This window comes from Microcystis sp. M061S2, assembly GCF_020245605.1.
Taxonomy (GTDB): Bacteria; Cyanobacteriota; Cyanobacteriia; order Cyanobacteriales; family Microcystaceae; genus Microcystis.
In genome coordinates this window covers 21,840-41,447 of sequence record NZ_JADBUP010000102.1, presented here as the reverse complement: position 1 = coordinate 41,447, position 19,608 = coordinate 21,840, and the positions used below count along the sequence as shown (strand labels likewise).

The 19,608-nt window shown below is 49.1% G+C and carries 12 protein-coding genes; 1 reads left to right on the top strand and 11 read right to left on the bottom strand.

Annotated elements, in window-relative coordinates; all coding sequences use genetic code 11:
- Positions 1-146 precede the first annotated feature (146 nt).
- Complete coding sequence (locus tag IM475_RS17480) at positions 147-797, top strand: tyrosine-type recombinase/integrase (RefSeq protein ID WP_287728519.1); 651 nt, start codon at positions 147-149, stop codon at positions 795-797.
- 106 nt (positions 798-903) lie between these two features.
- On the opposite strand, the gene IM475_RS17475 is transcribed toward IM475_RS17480, so the two are convergent.
- From IM475_RS17475 to IM475_RS17425, 11 genes are all read right to left on the bottom strand, one after another.
- On the bottom strand, positions 904-1,443 hold the full coding sequence (locus IM475_RS17475; protein WP_287728517.1) for a Mov34/MPN/PAD-1 family protein: 540 nt from the start codon (positions 1,441-1,443) through the stop codon (positions 904-906).
- Positions 1,427-3,100: a ThiF family adenylyltransferase gene (locus tag IM475_RS17470; protein WP_287728516.1), complete on the bottom strand. Its 1,674-nt coding sequence runs from the start codon at positions 3,098-3,100 to the stop codon at positions 1,427-1,429. The genes IM475_RS17475 and IM475_RS17470 overlap by 17 nt, the downstream gene beginning before the upstream one ends.
- Positions 3,101-3,255: 155 nt before the next feature.
- Positions 3,256-4,407, bottom strand: coding sequence for an SMODS domain-containing nucleotidyltransferase (locus IM475_RS17465; protein ID WP_287728514.1), 1,152 nt, complete (start codon positions 4,405-4,407; stop codon positions 3,256-3,258).
- 134 nt (positions 4,408-4,541) lie between these two features.
- Positions 4,542-6,071 carry an SAVED domain-containing protein gene (locus IM475_RS17460; RefSeq protein WP_287728512.1) on the bottom strand — a complete coding sequence of 510 codons (1,530 nt, stop codon included), beginning with the start codon at positions 6,069-6,071 and terminating at the stop codon, positions 4,542-4,544.
- A 49-nt stretch (positions 6,072-6,120) separates the two neighbouring features.
- Complete coding sequence (locus IM475_RS17455; protein WP_287728510.1) at positions 6,121-7,227, bottom strand: helix-turn-helix domain-containing protein; 1,107 nt, start codon at positions 7,225-7,227, stop codon at positions 6,121-6,123.
- 598 nt (positions 7,228-7,825) lie between these two features.
- Positions 7,826-8,695, bottom strand: coding sequence for an abortive infection family protein (locus IM475_RS17450; protein WP_287728508.1), 870 nt, complete (start codon positions 8,693-8,695; stop codon positions 7,826-7,828).
- A 323-nt stretch (positions 8,696-9,018) separates the two neighbouring features.
- Positions 9,019-9,825, bottom strand: a complete 807-nt coding sequence (gene drmC, locus IM475_RS17445; protein ID WP_287728506.1) for a DISARM system phospholipase D-like protein DrmC — start codon at positions 9,823-9,825, stop codon at positions 9,019-9,021.
- The gene (drmB, locus tag IM475_RS17440; RefSeq protein ID WP_287728505.1) at positions 9,822-11,684 is read right to left on the bottom strand and encodes an MrfA Zn-binding domain-containing protein; all 1,863 of its coding nucleotides are present in this window, start codon (positions 11,682-11,684) and stop codon (positions 9,822-9,824) included. Before drmB ends, drmC begins: the two co-directional genes overlap by 4 nt.
- Positions 11,681-15,097 carry a DISARM system helicase DrmA gene (gene drmA, locus IM475_RS17435; protein WP_287728504.1) on the bottom strand — a complete coding sequence of 1,139 codons (3,417 nt, stop codon included), beginning with the start codon at positions 15,095-15,097 and terminating at the stop codon, positions 11,681-11,683. Before drmA ends, drmB begins: the two co-directional genes overlap by 4 nt.
- Positions 15,098-15,261: 164 nt before the next feature.
- Complete coding sequence (locus tag IM475_RS17430) at positions 15,262-15,516, bottom strand: UPF0175 family protein (RefSeq protein WP_287728503.1); 255 nt, start codon at positions 15,514-15,516, stop codon at positions 15,262-15,264.
- Between the two features lie 33 nt (positions 15,517-15,549).
- Positions 15,550-19,608, bottom strand: coding sequence for an Eco57I restriction-modification methylase domain-containing protein (locus IM475_RS17425; protein WP_287728501.1), 4,059 nt, complete (start codon positions 19,606-19,608; stop codon positions 15,550-15,552).

Here is a 19,608-nt window from a genome sequence, read left to right as displayed (position 1 = left end):
GCCCCTCTTGGTGTTTAGATAGGTTTTTCTTATTATCCCTCAGAGTGGGCGCTAGCGTTCGGGAATTTTGGAATCCGCCCTCCCCTTGCTGACTATCCCCCTCAAACGGTTCAATAGGAAGGGAAGCGCAGAGGGAGTGAGTGCTGATGAAGATTGACCGTTATGGTCGCGCTAAGATATTTACCCAGGGGGAGATTCAGACGCTATTTAGCAAGGGATTCACCCTCAACCCTCCCCGTGACCGGGCACTGTTTGCGGTGATGCTCTACACCGCCTGTCGGGTAAATGAAGCAGTGACGCTCCTGGTCGTTGATGTCTATGACCGGCGCGGGCAAGTTCGCCCGGAGATCGGTTTCCGCAAGAACAATACCAAAGGTAAACTGGCGACGCGGACGATACCTGTAATTGAGGAGCTGCGGGTGCGGCTCAAAGAGTACCATCCCCCCAGCATGGAGGGATACCTTTTCCCAGGCCGCTATCCCAATACGCACCTGCGAGCGGACTCCGCTAGTTGGATCTTGCGCGAAGCTTGCCGCCGCGTTGGGATTGAGGGAGTAAGTACCCACAGCTTTCGTCGTACCGCCTTGACTCAGATGAGCAATGCGGGCATCCCCTTGCGGGTTATCCAAGAGATATCTGGACACAGAACCCTTGACGAACTCTACAAGTACCTAGAAGTACGTCCCGACCAAGTGATCGGCGCGGTGTCTTCCCTGTCGATGCTGGCACCGGTTGAGGTGGTGGATTTTGAGGTAGAGAGTGAGGGAGTGCCCGTGCCGGAGACGTTTCCGTTTTGAGGAGAAGTCTTAATAGGAGCGACGGCACGGAACTGAGGAGTTGGCTGATTCTCCTCTGGTGTTAACGGCACGTTAACATTTTTTGTGGGGGGGCACTGCGGGAAATCTACGTTTGTTGGTGTGGTATTATTGCTCTTTTGGGCGGGACTTCAACGACCTCTCTGAGTTTTACCCACATTCGATTTCTTGGAAACACATAAGCATTTAATTCCCAATAAGCATTAGGGTTTCCGCCGCAAATCAGCAAGATAGGTTCCGGGCAGTTATACTGTTCTGATATAGCAATTTCTCTCATCTGCTCAATATCTGTTGAGCTAGCGTGAGCTGAGTGGTTAGGATGAAAATGCCATTCTCCAAGATAGAAATACTGTCTTCCGTACCATAATCGGTTAAGACGTTCTTGCAGTCCCCATATACCTCGATGAAACCAGGTACTTCCTCGAAGGGAATCTGACGGTGCATTAGTAACAACCTTTACTAATGCACAATTGTATGTTGTGTTATAAAGGCCAATGACTATTCCACCGACTTCTGTATTACCGGCAGAACCGCAGATTTTGAGGATTTTAAGAACCTCTTTATATTCGATCCTTACACCAAACTTTTGGTCATCAGAAACAAATTCAAGATTAGTGGCCTGCCTCATTGTTCTCTACCCGATGAACACCACAAAAATTACCATTCATATCGTAAACTTGCTCAAATACCGCAAAATTCTCTCTGATGGAATGGAATGTCATTAATGACTCTATGTGTTTTACCGCAATTGAAGCCATCATCCAAACGTCATCAACTCGTGCAGGAAAAATAGGATGCCAGCATCCTATTCCTGACCAGGGTAATGGTTGATCCTTATTTTCATCTCGTTCTTTTTCTAACCAAGGCTTAACCAAGTCTGAGAAGGCGGAGTACGGAAAGCTTTTACCGAGAGCCGTGAAACAAAAAAGACGCCTACCACCCATTCCAAGAGAAAGCGAAACAAAAACCTTTTCATTGTTCCATGCGAAATGCTCTAAATGGTGTAGAACAGAATCGCTGCCAGTACAATCCAGAACCAGATCACATTCTTGAATAGAAGCTCTATGGGTTTCATCAACAAAAGGGAAGTCACATTCGATAGATTCAACGATTGCATGAGGTGAGGCAAGATTAAGACGTTGAGCAACACAAGCAGCTTTACTCTTTTTGAGAGAGTCCCGAGTCAACGTATGTCTTGATAAATTTCCTATTTCAAGCTTGTCTGAATCTACTAGGACTAACCTTCGGACATTACCTCTAATTAAAAGTTCAGCCACTACCGAGCCAATCGCTCCAACTCCTATCAGCAATACCTGTCTGCTGGCTATCATGTCGGTAAACTTACCACGGATTGATATTTGTTCAGAATGCCAATTTTCGGAATCTCCCCAAGGCAAAATCATAGTTCCGCGTAGAATCTCAGTGCGATCTCGTTGCCAATAACCCAAATCATTTGTTCTGAAACCCCTCGCTGTCTTGCTACCCATTGATAGAACGGGAAGTTTGATAGGTTGCCAGTGCATTTGACACGGGGAATCGCCCACCTTGGAAGGTATAGGAAATCCTAGCACAAGGAGATGGTGCTTACCATCTCGAATTGGCTTGACAATTTTCTTCAATTCGTGGTCTAGTTCGATTTTCTGTTCTCGGCAAATATCTCTTAGCTCCTTCCAATTTGATGGTACTTGCCAAGGTTCCAATACAGGAACAGCTTTCAGACGAACCCATATCCCCGATACTTTTTCAGCATTTAATTCAGTCATTATCCGGCCCCAAGTTGGTACGAATAATTCGTGGCCACGAGCTGACCTAAAGGATTTGACAAAAAAGATATCTGAGTCATGACTTAGCGGAACTAAATCAAGCAACCCTACCGAATCTGAGATTAGTTGCCACTTAGCAAAGGACTCAATCCCTTCTGAGAAAATAACTGTATCTGACGACTTTACCGGGAAATGAGGAAGCTCAAACGGTTCACCCTGAGAAGCAAGCATACCTTGTGAACCTGAAATCAACCACTGAATAGCCCTCTCAAAATGCCAGTGGAGCCGCCAGTGAACATCATAGGGTTCAATGTCGAGGTTGTGGCGACCAAAAGCCCGCGAGCTTGTGCTGAGGCATAGGTTGCCATTCCGCCAGGGATAGTTGTCATTACCCTCACCATTAAAATTTTGATGAGGAAAAGTACGGGTTAGCCCAATTCGCTTGCTGGGATAAAATTCAATGTGTCCCCAGGGATATTCTGAAGCAACAAGCACATACCATTCTGTTACTTCTGGAATCAATTCTCTCCGAGCTGATTCGACCCATATCTGGCAATGGAGAATCCATCGCCTAACATCATCTCTCCATGTCCAATCGCTGAGAATCTTAACTGGTGGCAGACTTTCGAGAGTTCTACGAGCAACTCTTAGAGTATCCAGTATCTCCTTGTTACTCACTAGGCGAACCTACCTCCCGTAACGATAGATGGCCCTTGCCGTGGTGAGAACCCACCACTTGGTGACCCATCGCTTCTTTTGGGCGGTGCATCTGGAAATCTCTTTCCAAAAATTTGTTGCCAGTATTCAACGCTTCTATGTAAATCTTCCTCATCAAGAGCCTGACGTGCAATCTTAGCAGCTTCACAGATTTGAGCATGAAACTCTGCAAAATCTTCCCCTGACACTCGTTTGAAAACATTATGGGAAGGCACGCCGCGATCTGGTAGGTTGGGTGTTCGTTTCAAAGCGGCATAAGCATTATAATTGTATGCAATAGCTTCTAGTGTCTTAGTTACTCCCTCTGCTACTGACCCAATTCCGTCGGGACAGCATTCTCCAATTAGATGTTCAACTGGATATCCCTTCGGATATTTGGGTGTCGTATGGTTTTCCCTGCGCCACCATTTAAGAGCCTTAACTACATTGACGTAATGCTTGTTGCATCTCCGGTTCTTATCCCATGTCCATCGGATTTGTTCGAGTGGATGAGTATCTTGCCAATTCTGTGTATCGCGATCTGGAATACGAAGTGGAGATACCTTCCATTCATTTTCCTTGTTGGCACTATCTAGGCGGTATTGTTGTCTTTCTAATGACAACATAGACCTAGCTTCTGTTGATATCCACAACTGATTTAATCGCCAATCATCATCTGCTCTTGATGTTTCAGGAGTATCGTCAGAACTAACACTGTCGGACTTAAGAACTCCCACTTCACTCTCTGATGGAGCCGAAGTAATAACAAGATCAAGATCGACATAGGACAATTGAATCCCAAACGAACGTCCCTGTACTTCATACTTATTTTTGTAGAACTTTTCTAAGAACGGAACAAACAGATCCATTCCTGTTTTTGGCGTATACTCTTCTTCACTGAGCTTTGTGACAACAATTACGTCAACGTCAGCTCGTTTATCTCCTTGTGGACGAATTGCCGTAGAGCGTCGATAGCTCCCCTGCAAGAATGTGGTCACGATGAGGGGAGAAAGCTCATCGAACTCTTGGAGCCTTTTTCTCAAAGTTTTGTGTCCCGTTTTGTAATCCTCAACATGATTATCTTGCGGACGAATTGCTGCGAGAAAGTCATTAAAATAGCTGGGTAATTTCATCTTGATTGTTCTTTTGTTCAATGAGCACGTAGCAGAACTTGCTATATACAATAATAGTACGTTTATACCTGCATGATTTGTGGTGTAATGAAGAACAAATGGTGAACCACTTGGCTAATCAGTTCATCTGGAAGTCAAATTGGTGGAAAGCTCAAAGAGGGTTGATACGCACCGGGTAAGTTGTCCTCAAAGGCATATTCATAAAAAATGCACGAACCGAAGCTTCTTGCAACTTGGCCGATGAAAAATACTAGCGCATTCGGCGCAGCAACAAAAAGATGCAACTTACCTTGACGCTCGACACTCGTGCGTTTTGTCTTGAGATGCGCTGATAACTGATCAGCTAGGAGTTTGGCGTGATCGGCATCTAAAATCGATCCAGGCCCAGGACCACTAGGAGGGGTACAAGTCAATATGCGGCTAACTGGTAGTTTTTCATGCTCAATGAAAGTCTTAACGTCAGGGGTAACCTGATGAGTCACACAGAGAGCAAGTGCTACTTCCGTTCCATCTTCTGAGATAATCTCACTACCGAATTCCCAACTTGGGTATTTTGCGGGGTCTGGATGAGGAGAAGGTCGCCATATTTCACGCCCAGAACGAGTAGACTGAACAACTGCAGCATCAATTCCTGATTTCGAGTCCAGACAGTATCCAACAGCAAACGCAATGGATCCATGAGCGTGAAGATGAAGATCACATCGCTGGGATGGTCTTAGTTTTGTGGTAAGAAAAGATTCAATTGATGGATACACCTGTTGTTGCCAGAGTTCGGGAGAACGAATATTTCGCCCATCGAACCATCGAAGTAGATCGAGCATCTCATCGGTATCATCTTCTAGGTTCTCTGTCCACCGTAGGAAACTACGAATTCCTACTTGGTAATCATTGGATTCAATAGTGGATTCTCCCATCCAAAGTTTCTCCCTTTTACATATGTCTATAATCTCGGCTCGTGTAAACTCCGTTCTCCCACACTGCAGAAGCTTGCGGATCAAGTCATCGTAAGGATGACAGAGGCATCCCTCATCAACCGCCTGTAACCCCGCTCGGCAAAGTTTATCGTTTAAGGATTCGCCTAGTTCCGCCAGGGTTCGTCCTTGGCGAATCCTTAGAGGACGAAGAATAGTGCGGAGCTCTTCATCTGTTTCTATTCCCAAATGTTCTCGCCAGGCGCTACGAATCTTACCAAATTTTGATCTTGCTCCCCCATCGGACAACCGATGCCAGTCCAACTTGCCATCAGTTTCAGAACGAATTCCTGCTAGTAGGTCGTCAGGATGTATCTGCCAAGGCGAATATAGAATAAAATGAGATTCCGTTCCATTGGGAGCATACTTCTCTTGGGCATATTTTAATCGCTGAAGAAGGGAAACTGATGTGGCATTAATGAAGCTCGGATCTATCAGACTCTTCCAGGTTAACGCTCCGGCTGAGGTAACATGGAACTTTACCTGAAAATACTCTGCGTGAAGGTTATTTCCCTCTTCATCAATCATGCCATCAAAATACACGACGATATCGTCAAAAGACTTCACATTGTTGGCTTCATAAGCAACGCGAACAACTTTTGTATGAGTACCAAAGAGACGACAAGCTTGGCACCAGAACCAACGTGCTTGATAGTCATCTCCTTGATTGCGAGCAGCGATCGCTCTTGCCATTCATTACCTCCTGAATTCTTCTAGTTGAGATGCGTGCCTTTTCATACCTTTATTTACCGTCTATGAACCGAAAACTTACCTTCAAACCATTCATCCAAGTAGGAGCAATCACTTTATCGTGCTGAAGCCGTCCTACCACCATGCCGGGATGAATTCCAATCCGCTTGGCAAAGTCAATTACAGCATCCTTCGACTTCAACTTGGGTAGTTCTACCTCGTACTGCGGCGGAATTAAAAACTCCCGTGCCCAGCAGTTTGCTTCTTCCTCCTGCTTTGACTGCACTACTGCTCCCCCATCCCACTCATCTAGGAAGATATCCTTCTTGTCGTGAAGAAGAATGTGAGCTGCCTCGTGGAAGAAGGTAAACCAGAAGCGGTCGTTCTGTTTGCCGTAGAGCGATAGCTGAATCAGTGCCTTGTGGAGATTTAACCACCGAGCCATCCCGCTCACGTGCGCCCTTGGAATTGACGGGACAATCACAAATACCACTCCCGCTTCCCAGCAGAGCTTCCGCATCGCTGGACCGAACTCTTCGGGGTCTAGCACCGTGAGCGTGCGAATCTCTCGCACCGCTTTCTCGAATTTTGGCTTACTGTACTTCGGGCAGTCGAGCCGCTCCGAAAGAATTTCCCCTTGCCGAATCCAGGCTGCGATCGCTCCCACATCACTTTGAGCCTCTCGCGTCCGACGAAAGGCACACTCCATCCCAACGTAAAAGGTTTGCCAGTCATCTGGTGATGCCACACCAAAGAAGTGTAGTAGTTCCCTGACAATGCCAGGTTTACTCTTAGCATCAATTCGACGCTTTGGGATTACTCCTTGCTGCATCAGCTCCTTGACTGGAAGTTCATCTAACCAGGGAGTCCAGGTTTGCAAACGCTCTTGCTCCTCAATCTTGGCAAGTTGAGCGCGGTACTGAGCCTCCCGGTTAAGCCAGAATCCAGCGGTACTTCCTAGTACCCGCTCTAACTTAAGCGCAGTCTCCTCATTAATCGGTGCTTTGCCGTTAATCAGTTGGCTTATGTGTTTTGTCGTGTACCCCAGACGCTCTGACAGTTGGGCCTGCGTCCAATCGCGTTCCTCCAGTAGATCCAGAATGGTATCACCAGGAGGAGAGACCCAATCAGGGGTGAAGGGGCGTGTAATTTCAGTCATGGTAGTCCCCTATAAAAACGATACAGACGCGAGTGACCTTCGACCAATCAATACTTCGATCCTCATTTATAGGGATAGGAGTATTAGCTGGCTTGAAGACGAGTCGTTTCCCACCTTCTAGATCTACAGCAAACTCCCCAGCGCGATCTCCTTTCAAGGGATGCGGCCGCCCTGACACCAGCTCCCTTACCGACCCGGCAGCAGCAAGGTCAGCGAGACGAGAGCGAAGTTTACGAGCGCAGGTTCGACCCAGTTTCTGTTGGGCGACCGATTGCTGCTCGCATAGCTTCTGAAGTTTGCCGTCAGCGAAGGTAATGTCCATTCATGTAACTATATTTTAGTTTACCATTTTGGTAAATATTTTGCTACTAGTATAAACTATTGTTGCGATGAGAAGCCTAGTTCAGACCTTTTCTCAGTCTAGCTAAAATTCCTTGTGGATTCGGATCTGATCTTGGGTATAGCCGATAATGTTGCTGAGATCTAACTGGTTACCTCATCATATATACGGTTAAGCCCTTGAGCATTTGGATCGATTATGCCATCGTAGCTAAAGATAAACGTCTTCGGTGAATCAATCTGGTCATAGTTACTTCCCCTAATTAACCTCATTTGAGACGTCGCTGGAATTTTCAGAGCGTTCCAGATGAGTTTCCAAAAGAAACGTTGCCAGCGATACCCCCGCACCTACTGCCAACTTTGCATGACGAGAACTGATTCCCTTTGAACGGGCCGATCGACCGTGGCCGGTGCCGTATAGGTTTCGTAACTCTGCTAACCCTTGAACAATCTGGCCGAGATTGCTAAGGAGACAGCGAATGGTATCTGCTCCTTTTGCTGATTCAGGAATATCCTCTGATAGAAGAGAGAGCTCTTTTCGAACAAGCTTAATGAGAGCAGGGAGATCTTTATTGGTGGATTCAATCCCTTTTCCTTTGTCTTCCAAAATTGTCTTACAAACCGTTTCAACTAGCTCTTTTACCGTTCCGATCGCCAACGGCGGATCTGTATCAGCCGCTCTCAACAGCCGCTCTACTTGGATATGCAACCCCTCCATGTCGAGTTTGACTGCATGAGATCTAACGGATTGAAGAAGTGAGAGTTCTCTACCAGAGATGCAATTAAAACGACCAGATTCATAACGATACCCGTCTAGTTCCATTCGCCGCTTGATGTTTTCGATTACTTCTTGGCTCACGCCATTATTGTTAGTTGGGCGTTCTAACTGAAACACAACTTCACCATAGGCTTTAATTAACCTATTAACATCTTCTTCTGAGCAAAAATTAATAGTTGAATAATATTGTTCAACAAGAGACCTTCTCTGACCCCCAACTTGAGGGGCGTATTTAAGATTCGCCTGTATATTTGCTCCCTCAAAAATTAGCTCAATTTGACGAAGAGTGAATCCGACTAGCACTTCTCGAAACTCGTTGCGTGTTGCTTTGCTGATAAGCTCCCGACTCACACTGCTACCTCTACAATTTTCTAGGCGACTTTTATATGGAACTATAATTTAGTTTACCAATTTGGTAAATATATTTTAGCATCACAAATCATTTCCTCCACGAGGAGGCTAGTTCAGACCTTTTGTCCTTTTAGTCAAATTTTCTTTCGGCTTTGGATCCGGTCTTAGGCAGGTTAGCATCGACGGGGAATGGAGTTCTTTGGTATTTTTTTGATGTCACGAAATGGTGAAGTACACACAGATCGTTGCAGGATAAGGGTTTCAGCCATAAAAGTGTACTTCATGTTAATGAGAAACGTTGTAAGATCTATTTTTCCTAGTGATCACAATCCTGGAACCCGCCGCAGAATTCGTTTGGCAACCAGATTCTCAAACTGAATCCGCACTGCCCGTGCCGCCCACGGGTCAGCAAGTAGAATGCCCGCCTCGATGTTTCGCTCGTGCGCCGCTTCAGTAAAGTTGGCTGAGGTTACCAGGAGCTTTTCATCATCTACCGCTATACATTTAGCATGGAGGCAAGCTCGTGTATGTTGTGTAGTAGTCGTTAGTGAGCGCGGATCATGAAATACTTCGGGCAGTCGCTCTCCAGGCCAGATCTCGTTGCGAAATCCCTCTGCAAATTCCCTGAGGAGGACTGAGTCTGGCCTCTCATCTCTGTATGGCCGATCTACATTGAGATACATTTTCACCCTAAGTGATGGATCTGCGTCCATCTTGTCCGCGAGCACCTGAAAGAGATGCCGAGCCTTTATGCCCTTATCAAGGGCATAGCTGGAGATCAGGACATTTTTCAGAGCTGACGCAAACAGTTCACGGACAACGACACTCGTATCACGACTCTCAGAGCCTGGAATTGCGTGCCCTGTCCAGACGAGATCGACTTTATCCCGTTCTCCTTGAGCAGCATACCGTTCCGCTGCCATCATCCTCAGCGTATAGGCGATATGGGCGGCCTTGGCTCCACTGTCATAGAGATAGTTGATTTCCGACTCTATTGCCCCGCAGAGTTCAGGGGGGACTGAACCACTAAGAGCACTGACCGTAGTGGGAAGCATCAGGCGACCTTGTTCTAGTGCGATCGCCAGGTTAACTAGCGCCGGTCTACTCAGGCTCAGAAAAGGAGATGTCATAAGCCTGAGGTGGGAAAGAAGGCAGCATCCAAACCTTCTACGGTTTCCACGACGAGAGCGCGATCGAGAAACTCATTTCTCCGTTCACAACAGGTCTCGGCGATGAGGAGGCAACCGTGACAGGCGGCTCCGTGGAGAAATCGCTCTTCGTATGTCTCATCTGGTTTGTGTCCGGCACAGACTGGATCGTTGGAGCAGAGCTTCCCCATATCCAAGGCACTTGCTAAGTGCTCCTCTATCCTCCTTCCCTCCTGTACGAGTCCTCCCAGGGTCCCCTCAGACCCTGACGACCCAGTATAGAGGAGGATGCCATAGCCAGAAGCACCAGCGTAAATCCGTTCTCGAATCGCACTCGCTGAATAACCACATTCTAGGGAAAGCGCGGTAATCAGGAGATGGGAGAGGGAATGGAGCATGATGTAGGGGAGTCCGGGGAATCCAAACTGGTTGGGCGCAATTCCCTTACACTTAAGCCAGACTTCAAATCCCTTATGCAACGCTCGGCCTCGCTCCTTCACCGATTCTCGGGCAAGCCAAGAGGCGATCGCCTCCGGTCGAAAGGAGAGGAATATCCCCTCCCCTTTATTCTCAATTGCTGGAACCCAACTCAGATCGAGGTCGAGGGCTGCGGGAGTGACATTAAGCTTCAGTTCCCCATCAATGTCAGGAATCGCTGGCTCAAACCGCGTAAACCCAACCAAGGCGCTCACCTCCCGCAGGCGGTGTACGAGAACTATCCGCTCTACTCTTTCCTTAAGCTCTTTCTCCAATCCCTTGAGGTCTCGGTTGCGGGCGTAGAAATCACCTTCTGGCTTATCTTCCCCGATGGCATCAGGTTGAGATAGCAGAGTTTCTATCTCAATCTGCTTGATCGTTTTATCTTGCTTCGGTCGTCCACTTTTACGGCGTTCAACTTCTTCCCAGACAGCAGCATCACTGAATCCCTCAAGTGCATTGGCCACTCGTTCCTTACGGCGTTCTCGGCAAAGTTCCTCTATATCTTCCGCGTACTGCAGATAATCTTCATACACCTTGTTCACCGCATCCCGCAGTCTTTCATCGGCATTGGGTAAGGAGATGACGTTCAAGATTTGAGAAAAGTAGGCATTGCTCGCCGAACGGACTAGGAGTCGGTTTTGTGGGGTCTTGCCCGTATCTGGGTTCACACATTTTTCCCTGGCATTGGGACCGAGCCAGGGGCGCATTCCCTGACACGGGCCGAGAGACTTAGCATTCGGGATCGTCGCGTCTGAGAGTGGGCGGCGAGTTCCACAAGCTTCGCAACGAACGAAGATATCGGCAAAATCGCTTCCCGTCCCACCTTCATCCAGCCAGAGTTGGCCGCGACAGCTCGTTTGGAAGTCTTGATGGACGAAGGCGTACCATTCGACATCACTAATGTGTCCGTTGACGCAGGCTTGGACAAAACGAATGGGAACTACTGGGCGCTTTTTACGATCTCGGTCGAGGTATTTCCCACTGACCAAACGATTCCAAGGTAGGAGAGGCCGGGTGCGGTACTCCTTTCCTGTCGGTGATCTCCATCTATCCTCAACCTGCGCCACAAACCAAGCCGGAAACATGAAGGTGCGGATGCCAGTGCGCCCGCTCATTACCTCTTGGTTGCTAGCAGGAGGCTCATAGAGAGCAATCGGTGACACCCCGAGAAGTTGGCTCACCCGTTCTTCTAGTCGTTCTTCAAAGATTCGTTTTTTTTGCTCACCAAAAAGCCAATGGTTGAGTCCGCCAATAATCACGGACTTATCCGGTAGATCGACCATCGACCCTGGTCCGTAGGTCGAAATGATCTGACTCTGGCGGATCTCTCCTGTCGGTGGCTGCTGTCCTTTTGCTCTCATACTTCTTCTTCCTCCTCAACTTCAAACCCATCGGGATTATGTACCCAAAGGTTCACCGTTGGCTCCACATCTCGTAAACTTCTCTGAGCTTTGAATTGGCGAGCTACGGCTGGTTGTTTCTCGAGATCGGGATCGAGAGGGTCAAACAGAAGCGGCGGTGCCTGTCCCACTTCTCGCTGATACTGCAAACTTCCCTTCTCCTTAGCGAGATACATCCAATTATCGAGCAGTTCGAGCGTTTGTTTCCTAATTTTGTGTCGAAGTTCTTCTGAGGACTCTTTATCAAGATTCTGAGCCTCGGCTCGCTCGGAGATCGCCTCGACTACAAAATTGAGTTCGTCCCGATGCTCAATTATATTGACGGCGTTCAGTGGTGCGGTCAGTTCTAAGCATCCGAGTCGTGCAAGAGCTACCGTAACCGCGACGAGCCCTCTATCTATAGCCCGAGGGGAGAAAGGGGTCACGCTCGTCGCCTCCACTGCTCGATAGAAGGTATTGTGCCAGGCCTGAAATCGCTCATAGTGTGAGCGATCGCGGGGACGGTGAACGTTGAGGAGTGTGACTACTAACCCGGGCCGTCTATCATCCCGTCCCACCCGGCTGGTGGCTTGAATGTATTCAGCCACCGTCTTGGGTTGCCCTAAGACAACCATCAATCCGAGGCGGGTAATATCGAGTCCCACGGAGATCATGTTGGTGGCTAACACCACATCCAGCCGCTCTTTCGGGTTATAGGTCTGGGCTAGGCGGCTCTTGGCTTCTGCTACCTCACCAGTACTCACCCGTGAGGTTAGCTCAAGCGGTTCATCGGCAATGGTTCTGTTATTAAAGAGTCCTTTCGTCTCATTTTCACGGCGGCGCAATGAGTAGGACTCAAGGCGCGATTTCACTTCGTCCTCCACAATGCGGCGGCTACCTCCTAGTTCTCTGAGGGAGTTAAAGTAGCCAACAAGGGTCATGTAAGGGTCTGCGGGGTTCTGAGGATTCTTGTCCCCTCCTGCTTCTTTCCAGGCTTTCTGGGCTGCACCAAGGAGGGCAAGATAGGAACGCATCAGGACAACCTTGAGGCTTCGACCCTGTGCTGCAATGCCCACATAGCGGCGGCCATGCCGCTCAGTAACGGGAACAGTCTTAGCAAAGAAGGAATCGTGCCGATTTGGACCTGGTGGCGGAAACACTTCAACGGCACTCCTTCCGAAGAGCGCACGAATCTGGCTGGTAGCCCGCCGTACTGTTGCGGTGGAAGCCACGATCTTGGGACTCACTCGCACACCGTTGACTTCGTAGGAGCAGAGGTAATCGATCGCCGTTTCGTAGAGACCTACCATCGTCCCCAAGGGGCCGGAGATGAGGTGAAGTTCATCCTGAATAATTAAGTCTGGGGGCGGGAGTGGCGTATCGAGGGGTCTTCCTCCCCCATTGACCGCTGCTGGCCCGTAAAAGCCATTCTCGTTGTAACGATGCACGCGCCCAAAGAGTGCGCCAGTTTCCCCAACCCACGGGAGGTTGGCAAATTTATCCACGGTGGCGATGATGAAGGCAGGGAGTCGCCGGTAAATTGGGTCGTCAACGGTGAGGATAGGTAGAGGGCGATCGCCTCGAAAGGAACAGGCCGGTTTGCCATCTTTTCTTCGTTTCCGGTTGACGCAGATGATGCTCAGGTCAGTAGGCTGGTCTGGGTTGGGCAGCAGTTGGAAGGAGTTCTTGGTAAACTTCTCGCCGCACCAGGGACAGTTCTCCAGGGGAATGGGGGAGATTTGGGTCTTGCCGTTGGTGTAGGCGAGGGTACGCGCCCGAGCTGTATTGTCGTCCTTGTCGCCTTTCTTGCCCATGCGATTCGGGGTTGCGGTCTGTCCCACCCAGAGTCCAATCTCAAAGGGCCAGCGCCCGAGCTTCTCGACATCTTTCTGTCGCTCAAGTTCTAGGGCGCAGATTAAGGTTGCTGCTCGTCCAAGCTGGTCGAGGGTCAGGAGTCGGAGGGTATAGCGCATGAGGACGCTCAACCCTGCTGACTGAATGCCAGGGTGACGCAGCCGCCGCAGAACCATCGTAAAGGCTGCCAGTCCGAGATAGGCTTCCGTTTTACCCCCACCTGTAGGGAAGAAGAGGAGATCCACGAGTTTGCGCTCATCGTGGGTAGGGTTGGCCAGCCCGACGATATTCATGAGCAGGAACGCAAGCTGAAACGGCCGCCACTGGGGAGGGGCAACTTCATCAGGGCTTAAGTCATCCCGCTCGTGGCAGCTTCGCTGGCGAATTGAAGTGGCGATCGCTCGGTTGGTGATGCGGAACGCTTCCAAGACATCGGGTTCATCAAGGGCGTTAAGTCCGGCGGTGATGCGCTCTTTGACATTGTGTGCTCGGTGAAGGAGTTCCTCTGTCACTTGAACTCTACAGGTTGGCTCTTGGGGAATTTTGGTGCGTTGCTCTCCAATCCAGGCAGCGTAGGCGATGACCATTGGTCCCACCATCTGCCGCACTGCTGCCCCATCGGTCGCCTCACTTAAGGCTTCCATACCAAGTTCGACCTCTTCAATATCTGAGGGGATGACCTTTTCAACCTCAGCCGAAGGTATCCAGGCGCTACGGATCTCCTTACATTGTCCATTTCCATCTTCAATGGCAACGGCTGAGACGTTATGACCGACAGCAAACTCATAGTCGTTCCGATACTGGAGGTCAGCGATACGCTCATCGTCATCATCGAGAGTCTGTCCTCGCAAATCAGGACGGGGGACAAACCAAGCTTCAGTTTGCACCGTGAGTTTGGTTTGAAAGATGTAGGCGATGTCTCGCTCACTATCTGGGGCTGGCTGGCGGGAATTAACTAGGAAGAGGGAGACAGCTTTAGTTCCCGGTGGCAGTTTCGTATTGGCATTGACTTTCCGCACTGACAGGACGAGTTGGAGTCCATCACTCTCTGGTACATCAAGGTGCGTGGTATTTTGACCCAGAGGCACTCGCAGACAAGACTGACGCGGGCTTCGTTGCCAGGGTGTGGATGTAAGTGTTTGCAGGCGGGTTTCAGCGATGTTCTCCTCTCCCTCCTGAGGCACTGGAGCATAGTCTCCCCAATCGACGCAGATGTTGAGAGCGGTTGTCTCCTGGGGTACGAGAAAGCTTAAACCAATTGAAGAGGGGAATAGGGCTTTGCGGGCGGAAGCAGCCTCTGGTGTTGTTTCATCGTCTCCCGATGAGGTGCGGCTTACTTCATCGAGGTCGTCATCACCTGTATCATCGGAACGCTGGCTGAGGGAAGCTTCATAGGGGACGAGAAAACCGGTGAGATACCAGAGGGAAGGTGCCTGGGGGATGGTTTCTTCGGCGTGAAGGGCATCTTCGGGGGTGGGGCCAACCAGGTCGAGCTGGAGAGCTTCAACTAATTGTTCACGAACTTCTGCGGGTGTTGTCATTTATTCTTCCTCCCCTGCTTGTTTGAGAGCAAAATCAGTGACAACTTGACTCAATCTAATCTTGTGACTAAGCATATTCTTTTAATGATGATAAAATACTTAAATCACCCCAAGCAGCAACTAGCGCAATTAAGGGGGATGTGTTGATTACAATTTTCTCGGTTTTAGGCATTTGCTAAATCAGATAATAATTCTTCTTCTGTTAGGTCAATGAGCGGAATATTGTAATCAGCAAGTTTCATTAGAAAGGCAGTTCTGTTTACCCCTAATAAACTAGCAGCCATGCCCGATGAAAGCCGCTTCATTTGAAAAAGTTTGACTGACATTGCCCATTTAGCCTCCTGTTCAAATTGCTCTTTAGTGCTACCTAAAGCATCAGGAAATGTATCAGGGTAGGTAATGGTTAACTGTAAGGGCATAGCTCGCCTCCTCATTTTTATTCTGGTTTAATTTCATGGTAGTTCCTGGGAGGGAAAGAGCGGTAGTTGGGGTGAGTCAACCTGTGCTTTTTTGCCTTTGCGTTTTTGCGTTACTTTGGCATTTTCCTTCTTTTGGGCGTGTTTTCCTCCTAAAATTTCCTCCTGATGGCGTTTTTGGTTGAGGTCGAGGAGGCGGGCGAGGACTTCATCGTGGGTGGCTTCGGGCCATTTGTAGCGCCAGGGGAGTTTCCGTTTGCTGGTGCGGGCGATACTGTCAAAGGCGCAGGCTTCGTCGGCGGTGGGGAAGAAGAGGTCGCCGGAGGCGATGCGTTCTTGGGCTTCGGGAGGAAGGTTATCCTCGTCGGTGTCGAGGTAGTCGAGGGCGAAGCCGCAGGTAGTGTCGATGTCTGACCAGCCGTAGGCATCGAGAACGGCGCGATCCATCTGAGCATGGAGGTCGCGGAGTTTGAGAATATCAGAGGCGCGTTCGGCGGGGTCATGGAAACGGTTGTAGGTGTCGGTTAATCCTTGGTTATTTTGTACCATGAGGGCAGCGCGATATTCGTAGTAGGTTTTGCCGATCGCTTCGAGGGTGGGGTCGGTTTCCCAGTTTTCGGGGAAGGGGTAGGTTTCAAAACAGTCAGTGGGGGTGTAGCGGAGATCATCTTTCATGGATGAGCCGAAGAAGCGGGCCCAGATTTCGTGATTTTGAGATTGGATTGCACAAAAAGCGGCGTAAGTATTCAACGGAAAGACCACCAATGACTCAGAATAAACCAGTCCACTTGATAAGAAGGTAAATGATCCATGTTGACCAACCCGAGAAATAACCAACACCCGATCGCATTGGGCGATGGCTCTAAACAGTGCAGGTGTGGTTTCTCCAAATCGCCACCAATATCTTGCCCGAATTTCTCGTTTTTGCGCTAGTCTCTGAGGCTTAACCTTCTTCTCAACGATCGTCATTAAATCAGGATATTTCCGTGCCTCATCCTCACTCATCTCCCCAAAATTAATCACATAGCGATGATGGGAATGAGTGGGGCTACTGTTAACTTCCTCGCCACCGATGTAGGGAAAAATTCGTTCAGCATTCCCAGTATCTTTCTCGGTTAACCGGTGCATTTCAGCGATAGGTGTCGCCTCTGGGTTGGTATCATCAAACGTGAAACCCATTCCCAAGACAATGCTACCTTGAAAACTCTTGCCACTATTGGCTAACAAGATCTGTGGATTCTCATTACCGCCCTTGGGAAAGAGAAAGGCACTGATATTTGGCACCAAACGACTATCCAGAGTTCTCGTTCCCGAATAATTTCCTTTGTAAATATTCACCACACTCACTACCACTGCTGCTAAACCTGGCCACTTTAACCGCTTCTGGGCGTTGTAGATACTTCCACCGTTGTTACAGATAAAGCGTAATCCTGAAGCTCGGGTATCACCTTGGGCAATAGTATTGGTCGCAATTAAGCCAAACGTGCCGGATTTACGAAGGATATTAAATGCCCGTCTGAAAAAATGAGCAACTAAATCCGAATTTCCATGAGATTCTGGGTGAATTTCCTTAAGCCAATCCAAATAACCGACCGGATTGCTGTTAATAGCAGTATTTTTGCCAGCGAAGGGCGGATTTCCTACAATCGCATTAAATCCTGGATTTTCCCTATCAAACACCTCTGGAAACTCAATCTCCCAGTTAAAGGGGACAACTGGCCTACCACCATCTCTTAGGCTTGCAGAAATCTTTTCAATCTTTTTCCCTTCAACTACCCCCTCACGCCACTTGGCTACAAGAATCGCATATTCCTTTCGCTTCTCCTCACGTTCTTTCTTACTTGTACCATCAAAAAAAGAAGCGGTGATTGTATCCCCAATTAGTCGCGCATCTTCAAGTTCTTCATTGACTATTTTAAGTTGTTGAACCTTCTCTTCAGCCTCCTCATCCGTTCTCGCATCGCGCTCTTGAATCCCTCGGCGATACTTGCTGGCACGATCAATGCTTGGTTTCAAGAGTCCATACAGAGCCAGATCTTGCGTGTATATTTTGCCGAAGGAACCTATCTCTGCCTGTGTTACCCCAACAAGGGAATCTCCACATTTTAGAGCATGATCCACAAAGGTAAAGGGTCGATCCTTCGCCAGAGTCACCAGCCAAAGGGAGAGCTTGGCTAGATTCACCGCAAAGGGATTCTTATCTACGCCATATAAACATCGTTGGGCTACTAACCTTCGTGCAGCTAAGAGTGGCTCAACATCGTCAGGTAAATCCTTACTTTTATCGTCCCGCGTCCAAGCTTCCACCACCTTCTCAGCCAACTGTCGACAGGCTTCCACCAAAAATGCCCCCGAACCCATCGCTAAATCGCATACCTTGAGATCCAAAAGCTGCTCTGCGGTAGGATGCGCTCCTAAACCCTCAAATACGGGACGCAGAGTTGTCTCTACAATAGGCTGGGTCAACTTTCGAGGCGTGTAGTGGGAGCCAGTACGCCTCCGTTCCTCTCCCGGCTGTAGGAACAGTGAACCGACTGGCAACAGGTTCGGGGTGCGCGATGATACCTTGCGATCGAGGGCAGCCACCAGTTCTAGGGGTGTTTTGGCATCTTTGAGTGCCGAACTCTCTTTGCTGCTCAACTTGCACTCTGCTTCCTCTTGTAGTCGCTTCGCTCGCTCTGTTGGCTTCTCTGCTAAAATTTGCTCGACATTGACCACCACATCCTTGGGGCGTACCGCAATGGATAAGCCTTGCGCCACCTTCACCTCAAAGCCCATGATCGCTTCATATACCGAGCCAATCTGCTCTACATCAAGCGCACGATAGGAAAGCCGCTCCCCATCTAACATGAGCAGCTTGTCCAGTACGCGGTAGATTACACCATCGGGTATGCGCGGGGATTCCACCGGCTCACCGGGATGGAAATGGCTCCCACGACTTCTCCCCTCCAAAAACGGATACTCATCTGGCTCAAAAAGCTGTCCGTGTCGTGCTGGCAGATATTCGGGTACATACCCTCCCCCGTCATAGACCAAACGAAATAAACTCAGCAACCACGTCCATGCTCCATATCGCTGATCCATCGTATCGGGATAGTTGCCCACATCCTCACGCAGACGCTCATACAGCCCTGATACTGCATAGTTCTGCTGGTACACCTCATCATCAGGCATCAACCCCTCATCTTCAGCATAGAGGAGAAATACTAACCGCATGAGGGTAGTAATCAAACCACCATAGATGTGTTGCGGTTCCTGTTTCGCCAACCCCTGAAGCAATGCCCCATTAACGGCGGCATCTGCCGACTGAAAACCTCTAAGCAGTTCCCACAAAGCATCGAGTACCTGACTTGCCAGTTTAGTTGAAACCTCAGCCTGATAGTCCCGACTGTCACTTAAAATCTTTGGCAAGCGGCGATCGCTCGGTACATTAAACAAGCGGTCTGCGCCCACTAACATATCAAGGGCACCTAAGATGAGGCGACCTGCAACCTCAGTCATCGCCTGCACAGGAAACGTGAGATGTCCCGATGATTCTCCACGGGGAGCATACACCAGCCGAAGCTCAACTCCATTCCATAACAGCCCAATAGGAATCTGTGTCTCTCGCAATAACCGTTCAAACTTAGCTTGTAGCCTTGCTTTCCAGCCGTTTCCCCTCTCAGTCTCTGGGTCAATTTCATCCAAGGGCAATCCGGGGTCAACTGATTGAATCAGCATCAGCCAGCGTCCGCTATCTGGCTCTCGAACGGCATAGGTAGGGCGCAAGGTCTCACCGTAGTCAGGAAGTACAACTTCTAGCCCTTCGGGAAGCTCTTCTTGCCCTGCTGTTCCCACTAAGTCTTCTGGCATCCATCCCAAAATTTGCTCGGCAAATACAGGAAAATCCTGAATCCACGCCGTCCTCTCCTCAATCCTTCCGCCTAATGATTCAGCACAGACTAAACCCTCCAGGTTTTGCTGCAACTCGACGGCTCGTGAGCGATCCACAACCGCCTGTGCCTTAACCAGAGCAAGGGGTGAAACGACCAATCCGACTGGCTGGAGAAGTCCTAGCCATTCTTTATGCCAATAGATTTCTGGATCGAATGTCAT

What these genes read in the sequence shown, in the direction of transcription:
- IM475_RS17480 (WP_287728519.1), top strand. Translation starts at nt 147, where the DNA reads ATGAAGATTGACCGTTATGGTCGCGCTAAGATATTTACCCAGGGGGAG.
- IM475_RS17475 (WP_287728517.1), bottom strand. Translation starts at nt 1,443, where the DNA reads ATGAGGCAGGCCACTAATCTTGAATTTGTTTCTGATGACCAAAAGTTT.
- IM475_RS17465 (WP_287728514.1), bottom strand. Translation starts at nt 4,407, where the DNA reads ATGAAATTACCCAGCTATTTTAATGACTTTCTCGCAGCAATTCGTCCG.
- IM475_RS17460 (WP_287728512.1), bottom strand. Translation starts at nt 6,071, where the DNA reads ATGGCAAGAGCGATCGCTGCTCGCAATCAAGGAGATGACTATCAAGCA.
- IM475_RS17455 (WP_287728510.1), bottom strand. Translation starts at nt 7,227, where the DNA reads ATGACTGAAATTACACGCCCCTTCACCCCTGATTGGGTCTCTCCTCCT.
- drmC (WP_287728506.1), bottom strand. Translation starts at nt 9,825, where the DNA reads ATGACATCTCCTTTTCTGAGCCTGAGTAGACCGGCGCTAGTTAACCTG.
- drmB (WP_287728505.1), bottom strand. Translation starts at nt 11,684, where the DNA reads ATGAGAGCAAAAGGACAGCAGCCACCGACAGGAGAGATCCGCCAGAGT.
- drmA (WP_287728504.1), bottom strand. Translation starts at nt 15,097, where the DNA reads ATGACAACACCCGCAGAAGTTCGTGAACAATTAGTTGAAGCTCTCCAG.
- IM475_RS17430 (WP_287728503.1), bottom strand. Translation starts at nt 15,516, where the DNA reads ATGCCCTTACAGTTAACCATTACCTACCCTGATACATTTCCTGATGCT.
- IM475_RS17425 (WP_287728501.1), bottom strand. Translation starts at nt 19,608, where the DNA reads ATGACATTCGATCCAGAAATCTATTGGCATAAAGAATGGCTAGGACTT.